Raw genomic sequence first — 17,996 nt, 5'->3', positions numbered from 1 at the left:
TTCAGAGGTTGGCTCATTTCGTTGCCGTATTCCGCGATGCATCTAACAACGTGTTTTCGCCAGACAGCGTTAGGTCCCACAGGCTTCTTGCTTCCTCAAGAGGCGATACGTTGACGTCAGCCCACCACGCCCTCTCATTTCCATGACGATGGAGCTGTTGATGGTGCTCCCGGCACAGAGGCACCGTAAATTCGTCGCTTACCTTGCGCCCCAATGCCTTGGGCTCAGCAAACTTGATATGGTGGGCATCGCACGGTGAACGTTGGCAAACAAGGCACGGCTGGGCCGCTACAAATCGAAGATGGCCTTTGCTCCGAACTCTGGTGGATTTCGGTAAAGGCGTCACCTTTTGCTGAGCCCCAGGTCCTTGATTGCTCTTTTGGGCTAGTTCGTCCGGGGCGGTAGTGCCCTCCCCGCTTTTCGGTTTGGTCGGAAGAGAGTCGGACGAACTCTCTTTACGATCGGAGGGGCCATCGAGACCATTGTATGACATTTTCAGCACCTGCAAGTATGCTTCCTCGACGGCCTCCGCATCCTCTGCTGTAAGCGTATTTTTGGCGGCGAAACGCCTGTGCGCCCAAAGTGCAAGATCGTCCGGATTTTGCGAGCCATTGATTTCTTCGATCAGCTGGTCCCGCAAATCAGCTGAAGCGTGGGGCGCGAGGATAGGTCGGGATGGCTTGTGGATCGATCCGCTCGGGCGTTTTCGGCTTGTGAGATCTTTCTGATTTTGGCTCGTCGGAACGTTGACTGCCGGAGACGGTTCAACGAGCAGATCCGGCGCATCAAGATCGTCCTCGCCCGTTATACCGACCAAAGCAAACAGTGCGTAACGTCGGGCGTAACTGAGAGCGGCTCCCATGAGGTGAGGCGAATTTGTTTGGGCGATCGGGCAAACTGGCCAGTCCGATGCAATCCATTCGCCGGACGCGTGGGCCAGAATAGTCGTCAGACGGACGTGACCCATCTCGTTATCGATCGCGGTCGCCTGAATAGTTGCGATCTCGTGTTGCCCGAGGCTCTTACGCACAATATCAAGGCCGCTGGCGAGCGACGCATAACGAAACACTCGATCGCTCTCCCGCGGAAACGGCGAACGGATGGTGGCGACAAGGGACTTTTCCGGGTTCGTAAGCGCGCCTTGGGCCTTGGCGAGTGCCGCGGCAATGGCGCCGATGGATTCACTGGAGCGATGCATTGATCGCCTCCGCGTCCGTGAGGTCAAAGCTGATTGCTCCGGACTTGGAGCGTTTCGCCCGGAGCCCATGGCCGCTGGCCTCCTTGGCGTCTTCCGGGACGAGCCTCTTCAAATCGGCCTTTACGCCTTCGTGTTCCTGATGAGCCGCGCGGGTTCGTTTGAATGTAGCTGCAAATTGCGCCCAGCTATTTGACGAACTCATATCGACAACACGAACTGCCTCCAGCCTGGGCCGAGGTGGTTCGATGCCGAACAAGCACGGTGTCTCGCCGTCCTGAACGCAGCGCCAGAATTTCCGTTCTGCAGTGATCAGGAGGTGTTGGTAGAGCGGATCGGCGGAGATGGTCATCTCTACCCATTTGCCGCCGCCAGTGATGATGGATAGGACCGCAGACCTCGCGTTGCAGACCCACATGTTATGTTGAAGCTGCGCCATATGTTTTTCCGCAGCCGCCTCTTCGGAGAACGTCCAGGGCAACATGAACTTGGCTTCAAATACAGCGCCAGAGGGGTGGACCAATCCATCAAGCGTCGCAGCCATCCATTTGTTTACGGGATGCTGAATCCGCTTTTGGGTGTCTTTGACGTTATTACCGGTATTTCGCTCGTACCACCGCCGGTTAAGTTCTTCTGTCACGTTACCTAGTTGAACAATAAGGACGTCGGACAGGTCCTCAGGCTCGGCCTCGCCGCGCTTCTCACGCCAAAGCTGCAGCAATTTATTCTGGTCATTCCCCATAATGATCCGAGCATCCGACCCACCAATAAAACCAAGCCTCGAATTCTGAAGAACCTTGCGCATCCTACTCTCCATAATAATAATATGAAAGAATATATTTTATATGATTACACCCTGTCAATAGGAAATCAACGTAATTGTATAATTTCTTCGGTCATGACAATGTCTGGCGATGATTACCTCAGCACAGTGTAGAGGCGCCCGAGGACTCCTCGGTTGGAGCCAACAAGACCTCTCAAAACATGCCGGCGTCGGCACCGTGGCCATTCATCAGTTGGAAAGCGGTACTAGTCAGCCCCGACTAGCGACCATGAACGTAATTCGCCGGGCGTTCGAAACAGCCGGTGTCGAGTTCATCGACGAGAATGGGGGCGGTGCGGGCGTGCGATTGAAGAAGCCAAATCGTGCAAATGACGATCGGTCCTAGCTAGGGAGCTTGCGCTCACGCGGATACTTTTGGCCACCATCGCTAACGAAGCAGCGTTGGATATATCGGTCGGAACGCAACTCTCTGCCCTATCAGCAGGGCACGAGATGGATTTTCCGCTTTAAGGCCAAAGTTTGTTCAGCAGGGCATTTACCCCCGAAATACTCGGAGCAGTGATTTTCACTGGGGCGACACTCCTACGCGAATCTGATCACTTGGAGGAAGTTACTCCAACAACAGAGGTTTCGCCGTGTCGGAACTTGCCCCAGGGCTACAGCTCTCGTCTAAACCGGAAGAATTCGATGCGGAAGAGTTTGACTCTATGCTCGGCAGAGCGCCTGTCCGCGATGAATCGGAAGAGCCTAGCGAGTATTACCGGATTAAGCGGAGGATGCTCGAAAGCATCCGGCCCACAAATTATGTCGAGCAGCTTTTTACTATCGACCTGATTGATATGTCCTTTGAGATCTTGAACCTTCGTCGCGTAATCGCTTCTTGGAAAGCGACATCAACGGGCGATGGCATAGAGGTATTGCTGACGAGAGGAATTCTATCAGAGGCGCCGCCCGGTGCGGAAAAAGCCGCGAAGATTGAAGCCAAACTTGAGGCAAAGCGGTGGCGCGAGGATCGCGGCGAGTCCCGGGACAGAATCGAAGAGCGTATCAGAAGCATGGGCTTTTCTGACGATGCGATAGACGTTGAGATATTTCTCCAAAGTCTCTCAACGCTTGAGATACTAGAAAAGAGGCTGTTTTCCACCCAGCAAAGGCGCAATGCGCTCCTGCGCGAGGTTTGGGTCCACCGCGAGCTGGCGCGACGGGCCCGTCAAGCTTCCGATAGGGTCATTGAAAATGTTGGACTACCTGCTCCGAACAAGGAATGACCCTTTGAGCACATTTCGACAGAGAGAGGCTAACAGGCACAACGCGCTTAAGAGCACAGGCCCCCGAAGCGCAGAGGGCAAAGAGCGTTCTCGCAATAATGCGCGAAGGCACGGACTGGCAGCGAGGATTGGATCGATTCGCTCAGAGCAATTGAGAATGGATCATGTTGCGAGAAATTTGGCGAGGGGAAGCAACGATGGTTGGATCATGGAGGCCGCCCGTTACGTCGCCGAATGCCAGGTTCAACTTGAAAGGGTCAAAAACTTTACAGCCCAGACGATTCGAGAATTGATTTGCGCCAATCTGAATGATCAGGTGGAAGTCAATATGATAATGGGGCAGTTGAAGAAATTGGAAAGTTACGAACGCAAGGCCCGCTCACTGCGCGTACCGAGCGATCGCGACCGGGCGTTCCGATTGATCACGACCGGCTGTACCGATTGATTGCGACCAGGCGTTCCGATTGATCGCGACCACCCATTCCGGGCGATCGCGACCAGCCTGTGGACGGGTGTGACGGGCGCCGTTGGGTGATCTGCGAATCGGCATGGTTTCGCTCCTTTCCACGAGGAGCGGGGGCAAATGCCAGGACCGAGATTACCTATGCGCAAAATTCGCGACGTGCTGCGGCTGTCCGCCGCCGGCATGTCCAAACGCAAGATCGCTGCCAGCCTGGGGATGAGTGCAACGGCCGCCGGGGAGTGCATCCAGCGGGCACGCCGCGCCGGCCTCACCTGGCCGGTACCGGAAGGCCTGACGGACGAGGCGCTGGAGGCCCGACTCTACCGACCTCCAACGGTCGGCGCAAAGCGTCGACCGCAGCCAGACTGGGCGGCGGTCCACCGTGAGCTTCGCCGGCCAGGGGTGACGCTGCAGCTATTGTGGGAGGAGCATCGCGCGGCCTACCCGGATGGTTACGGGTACAGCCGCTACTGTGAGCTCTATGGCGCCTGGGCGGCGCGGCTGTCGCCGACTATGCGACAGAGCCACGTCGCTGGCGAGCGCATGTTCGTTGATTACGCCGGCACGACGCTTGAGGTGATGGATGGTTCGACCGGCGAGGTACTGACAGCCCAGCTGTTCGTCGCCTCGCTCGGCGCGACGAACTACACATATGCGGAGGCCACCTGGACGCAGGGCCTGTCCGACTGGATCGGCTCGCACACGCGCGCCTTTGCGTTCATCGGCGGGGTTCCGGCAGTGGTGGTGTCCGACAATCTGCGCTCGGGCGTCACCAAGGCTTGCTTCTATGAGCCGACGGTCAACCGCACCTATGCCGAGATGGCGGCTCACTACAACACCGCCATTGTTCCGGCGCGGCCGTATCGCGCCCGCGACAAAGCTAAGGTAGAAGTTGCGGTCCAAATTGCGACTCGATTTATCGTCGCGAAGCTGCGCAACCGGCAGTTCTTCTCGCTCTGCGCATTGAACGTGGCCATCGCCGAGCTTGTCGCACAACTCAACAACCGCGTATCGCGCCATCTCGGTGCGAGCCGCCGCGCGTTGTTCGACGAGATCGAGCGCGCGGCGCTCAAACCGCTGCCGGCCGAGCCCTACGTCTTTGCCGAATGGAAGGAATGCAGGGTCGCGCTCGACTACCACGTCGAGATCGAGAAGCACTACTACTCGGTGCCGCACCAATTGCTGCGCGAGAAGGTTTGGGCGCGCATCACGGCGCGCACGATTGAAGTCTTCCACTGCGGCAAACGCGTTGCCGCCCATGTGCGCTCTTCCTCCGACCGCAAGCATACGACGGTGCGCGAGCACATGCCGTCGAGCCACCGGCGCTATGCCGACTGGACGCCAGAGCGCCTCCGGCGAAGCGCCGCCGAGATCGGCCGCCGCACGTCGGCACTGATCGCGACTATCCTGCGGGAGCGCACGCATCCCGAGCAAGGCTTCCGCGCCTGTGTCGGCATCCTGCGGCTTGCCAAGACATATGGCCGCGAGAGGCTCGAGGCTGCGTGCGGCCGCGCGCTCGAGATCGGCGCGCGCTCCTACAGTTCGGTCAACTCGATCCTCAAGAACAATCTCGATCGCCAGCAGCCCGCAACGCCCACGGACGGGCCAGCGATAGCGCACGACAACATCCGTGGCCCGACCTACTTCCATTGAGGAGATGACGACTGATGCTCTCACATCCCACTCTAGACCAGCTCAGAGCGCTCAAGCTCGACGGCATGGCGCAAGCCTTCACCGAGCTCGAGGTGCAAGAGGAGGCTCGCAATCTCGCGCACGCCGAATGGCTGGCTCTGCTGCTCGACCGCGAGGTCGCCTATCGCAGCACCCGTCGCTTCCAGGCCCGACTGCGCGCCGCCCGGCTGCGGCACAGCCAAGCCGCGGTCGAGGACGTCGACTACCGCACGCCACGCCGGCTCGACAAGGCGCTGTTCCAACAGTTGGCCACCTGCCGCTGGATCGCCGAGCACCGCGGCCTGCTGGTCACCGGCCCGTGCGGAATCGGCAAGTCGTGGTTAGCCTGCGCGCTCGCGCAAAAGGCTTGCCGCGACGGCTACACGGTCCACTACACGCGCGTGCCGCGTCTGTTCGCTGATCTCGATCTCGCTCATGGCGACGGCCGCTTCCCGCGACTGTTCCGGATGCTGGTCAAGGTCGATTTGCTTGTATTGGACGATTGGGGACCCGACCGCCTCTCAGCCAGTCAGCGGCGCGATCTCATGGAGATCGTCGAGGACCGTCATGGCCGCGGCTCCATCCTCATCACCAGCCAACTCCCTGTGGCAACTTGGCACGAGGTTATTGGCGAGCCCACCGTCGGCGACGCCGTGCTGGATCGTATTGTCCACAACGCTTATCGGATCGAGCTCGACGGCCCGTCTATGCGCAAGCTCAAAGCCGACGAGGAACGGCTGGCGCCGGCCGCGGCCACACCGCCAGCCAACGGCAAGCCGCCCACGGGAGCAAAAATATGAAGCGCATCGCCAGCCCACCGGCCGCCCCCGTGGGTCAACAGGGACCTCCCGCGCGCGCTGCTGCGTCAGCCGTGGGGGCACTCCGCAGCGCGCGCGGGTCCCTCCTGTCGACTACCGGGACGGCCTCCACCGCGCTTGACGTCGAGCCAAAACACTGAGATCAGAAAATGCACCTGACGGCACCATCACACTGGTCGCGATCGATCGGAATGGGTGGTCACAATCCGTCGTAGCGGGTGGTCGCGATCGTCGGAATACGCACGCTCACGAAGAAAGAATGCAATAAGAGCGTTTTCCTTGATCGTCGCAGAGAAGAGCTTAGCCTTGGTGCGCGAGCAGCACTGGCCTAAAAACCGCAGCCGGTGGTCAAGCTCAGCCGCTTACCCCGATGGCACCCCCAGCGTTCGGCGTTCCGCTTCACATCTCCACTTGTAGAATTCGAAGTTCGCCTACGTTGCTGCCGTTCCAGAACCCTCGACTTGGGCCATGATGCTGCTCGGCTTCGCGAGCGTTGGCTTCTTCGCCTACCCGATCTTCCCCACCGATCTGCGGCAGGAAATCTATGTCACCGCCCGATCCGATCGCTAGCGCCGAAGACAGACTTTCCGAACCGCGCTCGATTCCACGTCAAACAAACATGTTGCCCATCAGGACTGATACAGGTTTAAGTTGCGTCGGTACCACCAGATAGACATTGGCGAAGCAGCCACTGCTTCGCTGGCGATAATGTGCTCGCTATCCGCACTGCGACAAACCTTGCCTCCAAGTTCATGGTAACTTCGGCAATATCGATGGTCGTACACGGAATTTCGCTGTGCGTACGGCAAAACACAGAACGAAGCCAAAAGATATAAAGCTCAACGAGGTGAGCCTTTTTCTTAGTGCTCTCCAACAACACACTGGGACATTTTATCGCGCAGTTCAGCGCGAGCCTTATTCCATAGTCCCATTCGACTTAGCCCTCTCATCTTTTTATCCGCCCATACATGACGCAGCCGCGGGCGATTCCTTTCAATCTCCCGTTCGAAAGTTGCCTCAAACCTGATTGCTTCAAGCTTTTTCAGTTCCACCGCTACATCGAGGCACGGAAGGCCGGCGTCACGGCGAGTTACGTTGCGCGATATTATCAAGTTCACTTGTCATGCTCACGGCTCCAATCGAGCCAATACTAACGCAAACTGCGCTAAATCGCATTTCCATTCGCAGATTCGAAACGTGTATCCGTCCGGCGGAGGCCGCGTTGGGGAGTAAGACGCGCTGTTGAGATCTGTCCTTATATACAGTGATAAGCTGCAGTGCCAAGGTCGAACGGCTCGAGGTAGTCGTCCGTTGAGAAGCCGGTTTGACGGTCGGAGCCAGGACAAAGGCCCAGAAAGGGATTGAGTGCAGCAAAGCTTTCAGCTGGGTGAGGACGCGTCGCAGACTGTGGCCGAACAGCGGTGATCCCTGGAAAAACGATCGAGGTGACCGTGGGTCTTCCTGTGCCGATCACGGGCTAGGTTGCCGAGCGACGTCGAAGTTCGCGCTCGATGGCGCCTCACTCCTGACCGGAGATAGCCCTTGTTGACATGGTGCGCTCGGCGCAACGCGCCGCTGACGAATGATGCTTTGACTTGAAGGCTGCCCATTCGGCGCGAAGGCCAACATCACAATATCATCGCATCATAGTCTTTCAGTCGCCCCGGTGCGGTCATTGTCCGCGCCCCAATTCCGGCTTCGTTTCTGCTCGTGAGACCTCGATGGCGAGCCGCATTTTTGATTGATGCGTCTCCGTACATCGCTTCAGCGCATGGCTACGGCCAATGTACAACAGGATGCATAAGCACAACAGGGATGCAACAAATGGCGGATCTTGATCTTACGGGGTATAAGCTAACGTTCTCGGACGAGTTTAACACTCGCAGCATCTCCGCAACAGGAGAAGGTACCACTTGGGCCGATATGCGCACTCAGTGGGTTATGAGCGACGGCAAGGCCGAAGTTGGCTTTGGACATAGCTCGTTCGTCGATCCTTCCTCAGGTTATGATCCGTTCAAGGTCGAAGGTGGCGCACTGACCATCACGGCCACAGGCGACGTCACGCCTTCCGGTATTCAGGGGAGCATGGAATCTGGGCTGATTACCACGGAGGGTGACTGGTCGCAGAAGCAAGGTTACTTTGAAATGCGGGCTGACTTGAGCAATGCCCCGCGCGCGTGGGACGCCTTTTGGATGCTGCCCGACCAACAGGTTAATCCCGGCACGCCTGATGCGTGGCAGGAACTGGACGTGGTTGAGCACTACGGCGAGAACGATAGCGGCGTGTATAGCCACATCCACACTACCGATCCGTCGAATGGTATTCCTTGGCAGCAAAATCGTCAGGTCTACAGCGAGACAGCCAACGAGGACGGGTATCACACCTACGGTGTTCTCTGGGAAGCGGACAAGCTCAGCTTCTACGTGGACGGTGAGTTAAAGGGTTCGCAGGTTACGCCTTCAGACTACAGCAACCCGCAATACCTGATCGCCAACTTGGCTACGCAGGCCGGCGCTGTTGGTGGGGAGCAGATGAAGATCGATTACATTCGCGCCTATTCAAAAGATGGGTCGAACCCCACTGTGGCGCTGGGTCAGGTGTCGGCTCCTGATGGGCGCGATCCTGGCATGTATGGCGCAACGGCGCTTGACGGTTCGGCGCCCCCTGCGGTGGACCACACAAATGATGTGGTTGTCCCGCCTGCTGCTCCGCCTGTTGTCGCCGCTGATGATAGCCCGCCTGTCACTCCGCCTGTTGTCGCCGCCGATGACAGCCCGCCTACCACTCCGCCTGTTGTCGCCGCCGAAGACAGCCCGCCTGCCGTTCCGCCTGTTGTCGCCGCCGAAGACAGCCCCCCTGCCGTTCCGCCTGTTGTCGCCGCCGATGACAGCCCGCCTACCACTCCGCCTGTTGTCGCCGCCGAAGACAGCCCGCCTGCCGTTCCGCCTGTTGTCGCCGCGGATGACAGCCCGCCTGCCACTCCACCTGTTGTCGCGGCGGATGATAGCGCGCCTGTCACTCCGCCTGTTGTCGCGGCGGATGATGTCCCGCCTGCCACTCCACCTGTTGTCGCCGCGGATGATAGCGCGCCTGTCACTCCGCCTGTTGTCGCGGCGGATGATGTCCCGCCTGCCACTCCACCTGTTGTCGCCGCGGATGATAGCGCGCCTGTCACTCCGCCTGTTGTCGCGGCGGATGATGTCCCGCCTGCCACTCCGCCTGTTGTCGCCGCCGATGACAGCCCCCCTGCCGTTCCGCCTGTTGTCGCCGCGGATGATAGCGCGCCTGCCACTCCACCTGTTGTCGCCGCGGATGATAGCGCGCCTGTCACTCCGCCTGTTGTCGCGGCGGATGATGTCCCGCCGGCCGTTGACGTCGCCGATGTCCCGCCAGCCGCTGCTCCGGCCGTTGGCGCCGCCGATGATGGCCCGCTAGCCGATCAGGCCAACGCCGCGGTGGACCATCACGGCGATCACGGCCACGGCTCGCACGGCTGGCACAATGATCTACATTTTGATCAGATGGGGCTGAGCGCCGACGCTGCCCACGGTTTCGGCGGCGGCCACCAGCTTGCTCACATGCTGGCCGACATAATGTCAGCGCTTGCCTCGGTGGCCTTCATTCAAACGATGCAAAATTTGGAGGACAATATCTCCAATTTCGACGCAGCCCAGGGCGGCGGCCGCTTCGAGGCCTGGTTAGACAACGAGCTGCTCGGCAACGATGCCACCGCCGAGCTGGCGGCGATGATGGACAACTCATGCGGCAACCAGCACCAGCAGCTCGAGAACCTCAGCGCCAACCAGCACCAGCACTTCGGGCACGTGTGGGGCTGAATGCAGACGCTGTAGTGACGTAATCATGGGTGTTCCGACCTCGATCGGAACACCCACTCACGGCTGCGGCTTCGACATCCTAAATAAACTTGGTAAGAGTAGAATCGGCGGCTGTGTACCTCGATCTCGTCACCCATCGCTGAGAGTTCAACAATGTTTCAATTTCTCTCTAGTCCCTTTAAGGCGCGGACGGCGGATCGAGACAGCGAAGTGGATCGCCGCAGACACCTGCCCCGCCGCAAAGAAGAAAATGAGGTGGTGGAGTAAAGACTGCCGTAGAGCGGCCGGTGGCAGCCACCTGATCATCCGCACATCCTGGGTATTTGCTGCGATGGGCAAGTATTTTCTGAAGACCATCGCGAGAATTGCACGCGATCAGCCAGAATTGCGAATTGTGGCCGACCAGATCGGCGCCCCCGACGTCCGCACGAACCATCGCGGAGACGCTAACGTTTATTCTCGGCGCCCACATCCCGGAAGCGCTTTCATGCAGATTCGATCAGGCGGTGGTTTGACGAGGCGGAGGGTCTCCCTCACCTGTCTAATCGCGGAGAAACAAGCTTTTACGGATTCGCCTGCGCCATTGTTGACGGACTTCGCCGCCGAGGAGTTCAACTTGCCGTCCGCGATATGATCGCCATACCCAGTCAGGATTATCCAACCAAAGCACCACGCCCGCTCAATTCGCGCTTGGATGTGACCAGGCTTGAAATGACTTTCGGCATCCGGACGCCCGACTGGCGCAAGGCTCTCGAAACCGAGCTGGATGAGCTCTCGATGAGAGCATGAAAAAGCTCTCTTGAGTGACCGCTGCTATTGCTACCCGCGACTAGCTTCCGGCACTGCGGATGTACGATGACTGGGCTGCCGACGCTGAGTTGGCCTTGCCGGTCGGACCGAGGGAATAGACCTCGTACTCACCGCTCGAAGCGGGATAGGCGTACTGGTACTGACGTCCCAGGGGTCCAGCAGGTTCTTGGCCTTCTAGAGATAGGGACTGTTGCACCGTAGCGCCTCTGGCTTGTTTCGCCATGAATCCGCGGGCCGGTCCGCGCCGTGTGGGAGGCCTTCGCCATGGCTGTTACGGCCACACACGCGACCGAACTGCAGGCATAGATGTCGATCCATCGCTTTCCAGCTCCATGCTCAACCAGAATCGGCAGACCTTTTGCGAGTGGCGAAACGCTGCCGTGACGCCGAACATTCTGGAGATCCTTCGCGATGACTTAAGCGGCTAGGAGCCAAGACCACTCCGGCGACAGTAAGGGCCCGATGCCTTATACCAAGACGGTCGTTTTCATCATCTTACTCGTCAGTGATGATCTCCACTTTGATCGGATGAGCGCTAACGGGATTCTGTCCGCTATTGTCATTTTCAGGAAGAGTCCTGTGCGTGATCAAACAGTGTTCGCGGGCCCGAGAATATTCAGGCCCTTAATACGCGTGCGAATGACTGTAATTCGCGCTGCTCAAATTCTTCCCTTGGGCTCCGCCTCGAGGTTTTTTTCTTCTTAGTTTTTTCACAATCCTGTCTTCGTCCAATAATATCCTCTCGACAGGGCCATGCATGCCGCTTCCCCCGACGCATCCGGCCCCCGCCGCCACGCAATTCTTAGTTATTTATTCGACAGGATTTATTCAGGCTCCGTTCAGGCTCACTTCGATTGGCTAGTGTGGCTTGCCGGTCATAGACGAACGAGCGGGACGGATTTACAAGTTCCAGACTTAACCTTTGGAGCGCCTATCAAGCTTAATACAAAGCATTTATCCCGATATTGATCAGGTTTGCTATGTTCTTTTGGCAAGCAACTTAAAAGCGACTTATTTTTTCATAATGGCGGCGGGAGCGGCGCATGAGACGTCCAAGATCAGGTAAGACAGGGAATAAGCTCGAAGCGCCAAAGACAACCAAAACGCTGGGTGTCCGCTATGCCGAGCTTCTCAAGCTGCGTGAGGCGGTAGCAAGAACTCAATCTAATGCGAAGCACTTGTCCCACGTCGATCAGTTCGCGGGGAAGGAAGGTCGTGAGCCCTCACGTCATTAAGCTCATCTACCTGTTTGCCATTGCTGTGACGATGTTGGGATGGTCTTGGTTATTGTTGGCAGGATTGGCTTGGACGTTCGGCAGCTAATCATCCAGGCATGAGAGCGACGATAGATACAATTACTGGGATCTGACGTCCGCGCTCGCGGCCTGTTGAAGCGAGGACTCATTCAGTTGCACACTCTGACCGTTCGCCAACGCGGGCCATAAGCCGTCCCCAGGCGCCTCTGCGTCAAGAAACAGCTGCTGCCGACATATCCGCGATACGCCCACGGGCCGTATTCGGCATACTCGCCGTAGCCGTAAGGATAGTCGAAAGAATCATCCAGAGGATAACCGTAATAGCCATAGCCGAAACCGAGCCCTAGACCCACGATGAAGGGCCGGTAAGTGGGCCGATGTAATCCAGAGCCGTAAGGGGCCGGATAAAACCCGCTTCGCGCCCACGAAGCATCCGGCAAAAGCGAAACTGCGAGCAGAACCGCGGATAGAGCCAGAATTCCGTTACGCAAAACCCTTGGCAACATCGACAGACTCCGTCGGCGGTGAGACGTGTTCGGCGTCAGCGGTTTGAAAAGCGCTCTCGGCCGGTTGCGACTCTGGCGGAAATTGATTGGGAACCGTCTAACCGGACCTATCGCAATGTCCCTGGTGATTTGAAGCCCCGTTTACCAAACATGCCCAGCTCGCACCGATCGTGGTCGAAACGATTCAGCGGCTGAATAACACGGCTTAAGCTGCAGTTAGCCCCGTTCCGGCAGTAACGTAAACCGCCTATTCGCTCGCCTTGCACTTAACGCCATTGCAGAAGTCCCGCATGTACCCAAAGAACACCACCAGGCTAATCATGGCAGCCGCATGGATCGCCACCATCGCGATCGCCTACGCGACGTTGACGGGTGTAGGCCTCGTCTACTCGATCTATTTCAAGCTTGCGCCGTTGTTGAGCCGACCGGAAATGCGCATTTATGTGCATTTCGAGCACGTACTCGCGTTCGCGTTCTTCGGCGCCCTATTTACTTTCGCCTACCCAAACGTCTTCTGCTTGTGAGTTGCATCGTCCTCGGCGGGGCCGCGCTATTGGAAATTGCGCAGACACTGACATCCGACCGTCATGGCACATTGATCGATGCGCTGGAGAAGATAGCCGGCGGAGCGGCTGGAATTCTTATCGCCCAAACAATTCAGCATCTGCGAGGAAAAAGACAAATCAGCGCAGACTGATTTCTCCCGTCAGCACGACCTCATAGAAATCGCGCTCGATGGAGAGTTGCTATCGATATCGCGACCCGCAATTTTGTTCACGACAATCTCTCAACCTGTCATCGCATGCTTGAATGCAGGTTCCCGCGCCATTGCAGGCGAGGCGGCATGCCGTGGCGCTGTCAAGACACATCCTGCAATAACTCTGCGCGACAATGATCCGGCCATTTTCAATTTTGAATCGACTAGTGGCGTTGTCCGCCAAAGACGCTCCACTCATCGACAAGACGATGAACACCATGATCATGAATTTCATCGCACCCTCCTATCAGCCTCCGGAGCAGATATCTCCCTGCTGAGCTAACAGAATACGACAAAACGCCAAAACGATTGAGAATTCGCGCTGAAGCGCAGCACGTTTCATTCGGCTTTCCGCGCCGGGACAGCCGGTGGCTAATTTGCTCTCAATCTTGGTTCCTGCGGCTTCCGTTTACACATCTGCACGATAAAGCAACGGAGACGACCAATTTTGACAGAACGGAGCCAATTCGCTCGGTCCCGTTTGGAGCGGCCGCGCCTCAGAGGCCAAATGGCAGCGGACCTGCTATCCACGTCAGCCAGAGGGCAACGGCCAGATGCGGTCCAAACGAGATCGCCTGCTGGCCGTCCAATTTGTATCCCTCCGCCCGCATAATCAGCAGGCTGAGCAGGGCTGACAGGACAGCCATCAAAAGAAGGACCGGCACCCCCGCGATACCGATCCAGAGCGCGGCCGCCGCGACGAATTTGACGTCCCCGAACCCGAGCCCGTCAAATCCTCTTATCCAGCGGTAGGAAGCGCGAAACAGCGCCGCCGCCGCAAAGACCGCGACCACCTCAAAACCCCGTTCCAAAAGCCCCGCTTGCCCGGCAAGATAGGTCTGGAGTAGGCCGCCCGCTGCCAGGGCGGCGACAAGGCTATCGGGAATGATCCCGTAGCGCGCATCGATCGCACAGATCGCCGCCAGGATAGTCACGAGGTAGAACCCCGCGAGTGCGGCCTCGGGCCAAGCGGGATCACCCGGCAAGCCAACTGCAAGCCACGCAGCGCCGGCTACCAGCCCCCAGGCGACAACGGCATGCTGTCGGTCAGGCGCTCGCCAGGCCAGGGCCCGTCCGAGGAAGCGGCCGGTTCGGCCGGTGGTCTTGCGCAGGGCGAGGATCATTTGGCGCCGCCGGCATGGAGCAGCAGGATCCGCTTTTCGCCTTGCCCCTGCAGGATGACCTGATCGGGCCGGACAGCCACGACCTTCCAGCCAGAGAGCTCCTCGTCGGCCTTAACCCATGCGCCCAACGGATTTTGCGAAGACAGCAGGAAGGCCTTGGCCAGCGGACCGCTGATAAACACCCCTTTCAGCGTGATATCTTGGTCGAGGGTGGACGGCGTTGGCGGAGGGGCCGCCACCGGGACCGAAGCCAGGGTCAGGCCCTGTCGGCTGCGCGAGAACAATGGACGCTGGACGATATTCTCAAAACTCGCCGGTGACCGCGCCACAGCGCCGCGGGCGGAGGAAGAAGGCGCGCTTAGCCATTCCGGCAGGGTAACGGCAGATATCTCCACCGATACCACGGCTGCCACAGTGATCAGGAAAACCAGGACGATCCAACCGGAAAGGCCGGCCAGAAGAGCCCGCGTCGCGGGACGCAGCTCCCTCAGCTCACCCATGCCAGGAAGTTCGGTTCGGCCAAGCAGTGCCGCCGTCCAGGACGCTGCAAATCTTCGCGGAGTTGCGACAGAGCCTGGCGTGGCAGGGGGTGAGACGATCCACGCTCCCCCCAAGGAGGAAATAAGCCGGCGCCCGCTCATTTCGAACCCGCCTCTGTCGCGCCGGACGGCCCGCGGTCACGCATCGCCCCTTGCACCTTCAGTTCCGCGCGAATCGGGCCGTCGTCGCCCTCGCTGACACTGCGAACGGAGGCCGCCGCGACGAACAGGAATGGCGTCTGGTTTTCTATGGCAACGACCATGTTGCGCAGCGCTGACATAGAGCCCTCCAGCTCCACGCTGACTGCAACCATGCGCAATTGCTGGGAGCGGCTGCCCTGCAGGCCGCGAATAGCCAGCAGGTTGACGCCCGCATTAGTGGCGATTGCCTTCAGGCTGGCTTGCAGGTCGGCGCTGACAATGCGTTCCTCGGTGCCAGCTAGAAACGGATCGCCGTCTTGCGAAGACTTGTTGGCCGGCGTGCTTGCGCTGCGCATGATCTTGCGAAAATGCGCCAGCTGTGCCGCACTTTCTGAAATCTCCTCGCTGCGGCTGACAAAGTGGGTCAAAACCGGCGCCAGCAAAAACATCACAATGAAGAGCACGAGTACAATATTGAACGCCAAAAATGCCGCGCGGCGCGGCATCTTCTCAGGAATTGCCGCGATCATTGCGAGGCACTCCTCGTGCTCGTAGCCGCTCGCCCGCCCCTCACCTTGAAGCTGATGCTGAAGCGGTCTTTGTGTTCGGCAACATCAGGCGTGATCGGCGCGGTTAGCGCCGCACCGGCGAACAGAGGCGACTGATCGATGATTCGGACCAACCGCGCAGCATCGGACGAAAATCCTGATAGCGTCACCTTGCCATCGGCCATGTGCCATTCCGTTAGGAAGGTATGATCGGGAAGGATGCGTGATAGTTCGTCCCAGACCTCGAGCACGCTGACGTCGGCCTTCATCGCGACTAGCCGGCCCAAAGGATCGATGCCGTCACGACCGTTATGCGCGCCCTGGCGCGCTTCGGCAAGCGAGGCCTCGAGCTCGGCGGCAACGCTGGCCTGCCTCCATTCGAACACAGCGACACCGGTGAGCGACGCAACAAGTGCAGCTACCGCCAGCAGCCTGATCGCGCGGGCGGCCCAAGGCGGGTCTTCATCATCTGCAGTGCGAAAGGTGATGACAGGAACCGCATCGCCATTGGCGACGGCCACCGCTAGAAAATCAATGTCACCATTCTTCAGGCCAAGCTGTGCCAGCGCCGTTTCCGCGCGATCCCTGCGAATGATCCAGTGGCACATTGCCATGATGTCGTTGGTGCCATCGCCCACGGCGGATGCGTCGTGCCAGATGTCGGAAAGCGTAAACGGTGTGCGCCGTAGCACTTCCTGATCCAAAATCCTGGGCAACGCCTCCAGAGCGGCCTTCGGCACGCTCAGCTCTCGCAAGAAAAATAATTCGCGGGAGATAACCGGACCGACCCTCACCTCATCGCGACTGAGGCCATTTTCCCCCAGCCAGGTGGCGAGCATAGCCGCATCGAAGCGGGCGGCCGCTAATCGGACTTCTTCCAAACCCGTGGCTAACTTCAACCGGCAAACCACGGCATCAGCATCGTGCCAAAGCATTACTTTCGGCTTGGCTTCACCATCAGCCCAGTCCAGCCACGCCGCTGGAATGACCTCCTTCAGGCCCAATAGCCACCAGCGCGCAAATCGCTGCCAATTCGCGTTCACAAGCTGCGATACGCCGGATCGGGATGCCGATACGTAAGCCATAGGCTCGGATGTCCTGGATCAATCCATTCCGTTCGAATCAAGTGAGCCTATTTACTAATTCTTTACGAAGGGTAACGGACGCGGGCCTTCGGGCATCCCTATCAAGCCCGATGCACTATCCCTGGCGAAGGGCGATTATTCTGGGGGGTTCATTGCGCCGCGCATCTTCGAATTCAATTTGGATGGATACGAGATCGGGCAGACGCTCGGCACCAAACCACTGGGTCTGCCAGAGCGAGGGACGCGCAGGATTGGCGTTCCCGAAATAGCTGAAGCGAATGTCGCGGACGCCTTTGAGTGCCACGACCCGTGTTGGCGTTAGGCCGCCCGCCTTTATCGCGGTTTTCGCAACCGGCCCCAACACATCGACCACGATATCCGCGCCACTTCGCCGAAGCCGGATCATGTGCGGCCCGCCCCGCATCGAGCGCCCTTCGCTCAAGCCCACGAACAAAAGGGCGTCCTGACGCCCGTCGAACATAATTCCGGCTTTCGAGTTTGCCTCGCTGGCCCGTACAGGTAAGGCCGACGCAATCAGAGAAGATACGGTCTGGATTGCCGCGTCCGTTTGAACGCTGATCTCGCTGGAGCGGTCGGCCTCGAAAGCCCGGCGCCCGATCGACAAGCCCCCGGCCAGAAAACCGGTCAGCACCGCGAGAATGGCAAGCGCCAGCAGCAGCTCGATCAGCGTCAGCCCCTGCTCACCCTGGCACTGACGTCCAGCAAGCGCCCATCGTCTGTTGCGCCTGGCCATGATCATGGCTTGGCCACCGGCGCGAGTTTCAGGCCGGCAAGGCCTGCAACACTACCGTCCCCTGCCCGAACCGCCACCTCGACCCAGAACGCAGCCACGCCATTGGCCGGGGGTGGCGCGGGCTCGAGGCCAGCCGGGCCGCGCATTCGGCTAATTGGCTCAATGGCGCTAACCGTTTGCCGCCAGGTGTAGATATTTCCGATACGCCCTTCGCGGTGTCCCGGCGCCAGCGCTTCGGTCACTCCTGCAGCTGCCAAGCGCGACTGGGCCACACGCAACACGCCCCGGCTGGTCTGCGTTTTGGCGTCGGAACGCATCGCAGTCGAAACGCCGACAAAGATCGCTCCCAGACCCAGTGCAAGGATCGTGAAGGCGACTAGGATTTCGAGCAGCGCAAAGCCTTGCTCGCCACGTCGTCTGTGGGTCATGACACGAGCTCG

At 59.0% G+C, this 17,996-nt stretch carries 18 protein-coding genes and 1 pseudogene; 10 read left to right on the top strand and 9 right to left on the bottom strand.

Features of this window, described 5'->3' with window-relative positions:
• Nucleotides 1-13: 13 nt before the first annotated feature.
• Nucleotides 14-1,198, bottom strand: a complete 1,185-nt coding sequence (locus RX328_RS17510) for an ERF family protein (RefSeq protein ID WP_213254989.1) — start codon at nucleotides 1,196-1,198, stop codon at nucleotides 14-16.
• Nucleotides 1,182-2,000, bottom strand: a complete 819-nt coding sequence (locus RX328_RS17505) for a YqaJ viral recombinase family protein (RefSeq protein ID WP_249727022.1) — start codon at nucleotides 1,998-2,000, stop codon at nucleotides 1,182-1,184. Before RX328_RS17505 ends, RX328_RS17510 begins: the two co-directional genes overlap by 17 nt.
• Before the next feature lie 109 nt (nucleotides 2,001-2,109).
• Here RX328_RS17505 and RX328_RS17500 point away from each other — a divergent pair, with 109 nt between their 5' ends.
• The 9 genes and pseudogenes from RX328_RS17500 (at nucleotide 2,110) to RX328_RS43710 (ending at nucleotide 10,825) form a co-directional block, all read left to right on the top strand.
• Nucleotides 2,110-2,364 carry a helix-turn-helix transcriptional regulator gene (locus RX328_RS17500; protein WP_213254993.1) on the top strand — a complete coding sequence of 85 codons (255 nt, stop codon included), beginning with the start codon at nucleotides 2,110-2,112 and terminating at the stop codon, nucleotides 2,362-2,364.
• A gap of 250 nt (nucleotides 2,365-2,614) precedes the next feature.
• Entirely contained in the window at nucleotides 2,615-3,247 is a 633-nt protein-coding gene (locus tag RX328_RS17495) for a hypothetical protein (protein WP_213254995.1), read from the top strand.
• A gap of 157 nt (nucleotides 3,248-3,404) precedes the next feature.
• Nucleotides 3,405-3,692 (top strand): hypothetical protein, encoded by a 288-nt coding sequence (locus tag RX328_RS17490; protein WP_317258759.1) that lies wholly within the window; start codon nucleotides 3,405-3,407, stop codon nucleotides 3,690-3,692.
• 159 nt (nucleotides 3,693-3,851) lie between these two features.
• A complete protein-coding gene (gene istA, locus RX328_RS17485; RefSeq protein WP_317258694.1) occupies nucleotides 3,852-5,363 on the top strand; it encodes an IS21 family transposase in 1,512 nt (503 codons plus the stop codon).
• 14 nt (nucleotides 5,364-5,377) lie between these two features.
• Nucleotides 5,378-6,181, top strand: a complete 804-nt coding sequence (gene istB / locus RX328_RS17480) for an IS21-like element helper ATPase IstB (RefSeq protein ID WP_214494615.1) — start codon at nucleotides 5,378-5,380, stop codon at nucleotides 6,179-6,181.
• Nucleotides 6,182-6,625: 444 nt separating this feature from the next.
• Nucleotides 6,626-6,769, top strand: a pseudogene (locus RX328_RS17475) (PEPxxWA-CTERM sorting domain-containing protein); the annotation flags it as partial.
• Nucleotides 6,770-8,014: 1,245 nt separating this feature from the next.
• Complete coding sequence (locus tag RX328_RS17470; protein ID WP_317258758.1) at nucleotides 8,015-10,036, top strand: family 16 glycosylhydrolase; 2,022 nt, start codon at nucleotides 8,015-8,017, stop codon at nucleotides 10,034-10,036.
• A 25-nt stretch (nucleotides 10,037-10,061) separates the two neighbouring features.
• A complete protein-coding gene (locus tag RX328_RS17465; protein ID WP_317258757.1) occupies nucleotides 10,062-10,670 on the top strand; it encodes a sugar nucleotide-binding protein in 609 nt (202 codons plus the stop codon).
• On the top strand, nucleotides 10,574-10,825 hold the full coding sequence (locus RX328_RS43710) for a sugar nucleotide-binding protein (RefSeq protein WP_410734064.1): 252 nt from the start codon (nucleotides 10,574-10,576) through the stop codon (nucleotides 10,823-10,825). The genes RX328_RS17465 and RX328_RS43710 overlap by 97 nt, the downstream gene beginning before the upstream one ends.
• A gap of 40 nt (nucleotides 10,826-10,865) precedes the next feature.
• Here the strand turns inward: RX328_RS43710 and RX328_RS43705 are convergent, their stop codons facing one another.
• On the bottom strand, nucleotides 10,866-11,069 hold the full coding sequence (locus tag RX328_RS43705) for a type II secretion system protein GspG (protein ID WP_213255319.1): 204 nt from the start codon (nucleotides 11,067-11,069) through the stop codon (nucleotides 10,866-10,868).
• A gap of 1,829 nt (nucleotides 11,070-12,898) precedes the next feature.
• On the opposite strand from RX328_RS43705, the gene RX328_RS17460 reads away from it, so the two are divergent.
• Complete coding sequence (locus RX328_RS17460) at nucleotides 12,899-13,132, top strand: hypothetical protein (protein ID WP_213255322.1); 234 nt, start codon at nucleotides 12,899-12,901, stop codon at nucleotides 13,130-13,132.
• Between the two features lie 730 nt (nucleotides 13,133-13,862).
• Here RX328_RS17460 and RX328_RS17455 read toward each other — a convergent pair.
• From RX328_RS17455 to RX328_RS17430, 6 genes are all read right to left on the bottom strand, one after another.
• Nucleotides 13,863-14,489: a prepilin peptidase gene (locus tag RX328_RS17455; RefSeq protein WP_213255325.1), complete on the bottom strand. Its 627-nt coding sequence runs from the start codon at nucleotides 14,487-14,489 to the stop codon at nucleotides 13,863-13,865.
• Nucleotides 14,486-14,989: a hypothetical protein gene (locus RX328_RS17450; RefSeq protein ID WP_213255328.1), complete on the bottom strand. Its 504-nt coding sequence runs from the start codon at nucleotides 14,987-14,989 to the stop codon at nucleotides 14,486-14,488. The genes RX328_RS17455 and RX328_RS17450 overlap by 4 nt, the downstream gene beginning before the upstream one ends.
• A gap of 137 nt (nucleotides 14,990-15,126) precedes the next feature.
• Complete coding sequence (gene gspM, locus RX328_RS17445; protein WP_213255331.1) at nucleotides 15,127-15,699, bottom strand: type II secretion system protein GspM; 573 nt, start codon at nucleotides 15,697-15,699, stop codon at nucleotides 15,127-15,129.
• Entirely contained in the window at nucleotides 15,696-16,802 is a 1,107-nt protein-coding gene (locus RX328_RS17440) for a PilN domain-containing protein (RefSeq protein ID WP_213255334.1), read from the bottom strand. Before RX328_RS17440 ends, gspM begins: the two co-directional genes overlap by 4 nt.
• 115 nt (nucleotides 16,803-16,917) lie before the next feature.
• The gene (locus RX328_RS17435; protein WP_213255335.1) at nucleotides 16,918-17,562 is read right to left on the bottom strand and encodes a prepilin-type N-terminal cleavage/methylation domain-containing protein; all 645 of its coding nucleotides are present in this window, start codon (nucleotides 17,560-17,562) and stop codon (nucleotides 16,918-16,920) included.
• A complete protein-coding gene (locus RX328_RS17430; protein ID WP_213255337.1) occupies nucleotides 17,559-17,984 on the bottom strand; it encodes a type II secretion system protein J in 426 nt (141 codons plus the stop codon). The genes RX328_RS17435 and RX328_RS17430 overlap by 4 nt, the downstream gene beginning before the upstream one ends.
• Nucleotides 17,985-17,996: the final 12 nt, after the last annotated feature.

The organism is Bradyrhizobium sp. sBnM-33 (genome assembly GCF_032917945.1).
GTDB lineage: Bacteria > Pseudomonadota > Alphaproteobacteria > Rhizobiales > Xanthobacteraceae > Bradyrhizobium.
Note: the sequence above shows the minus strand (reverse complement) of the source record. Positions and strands in the feature narration are given on the sequence as shown.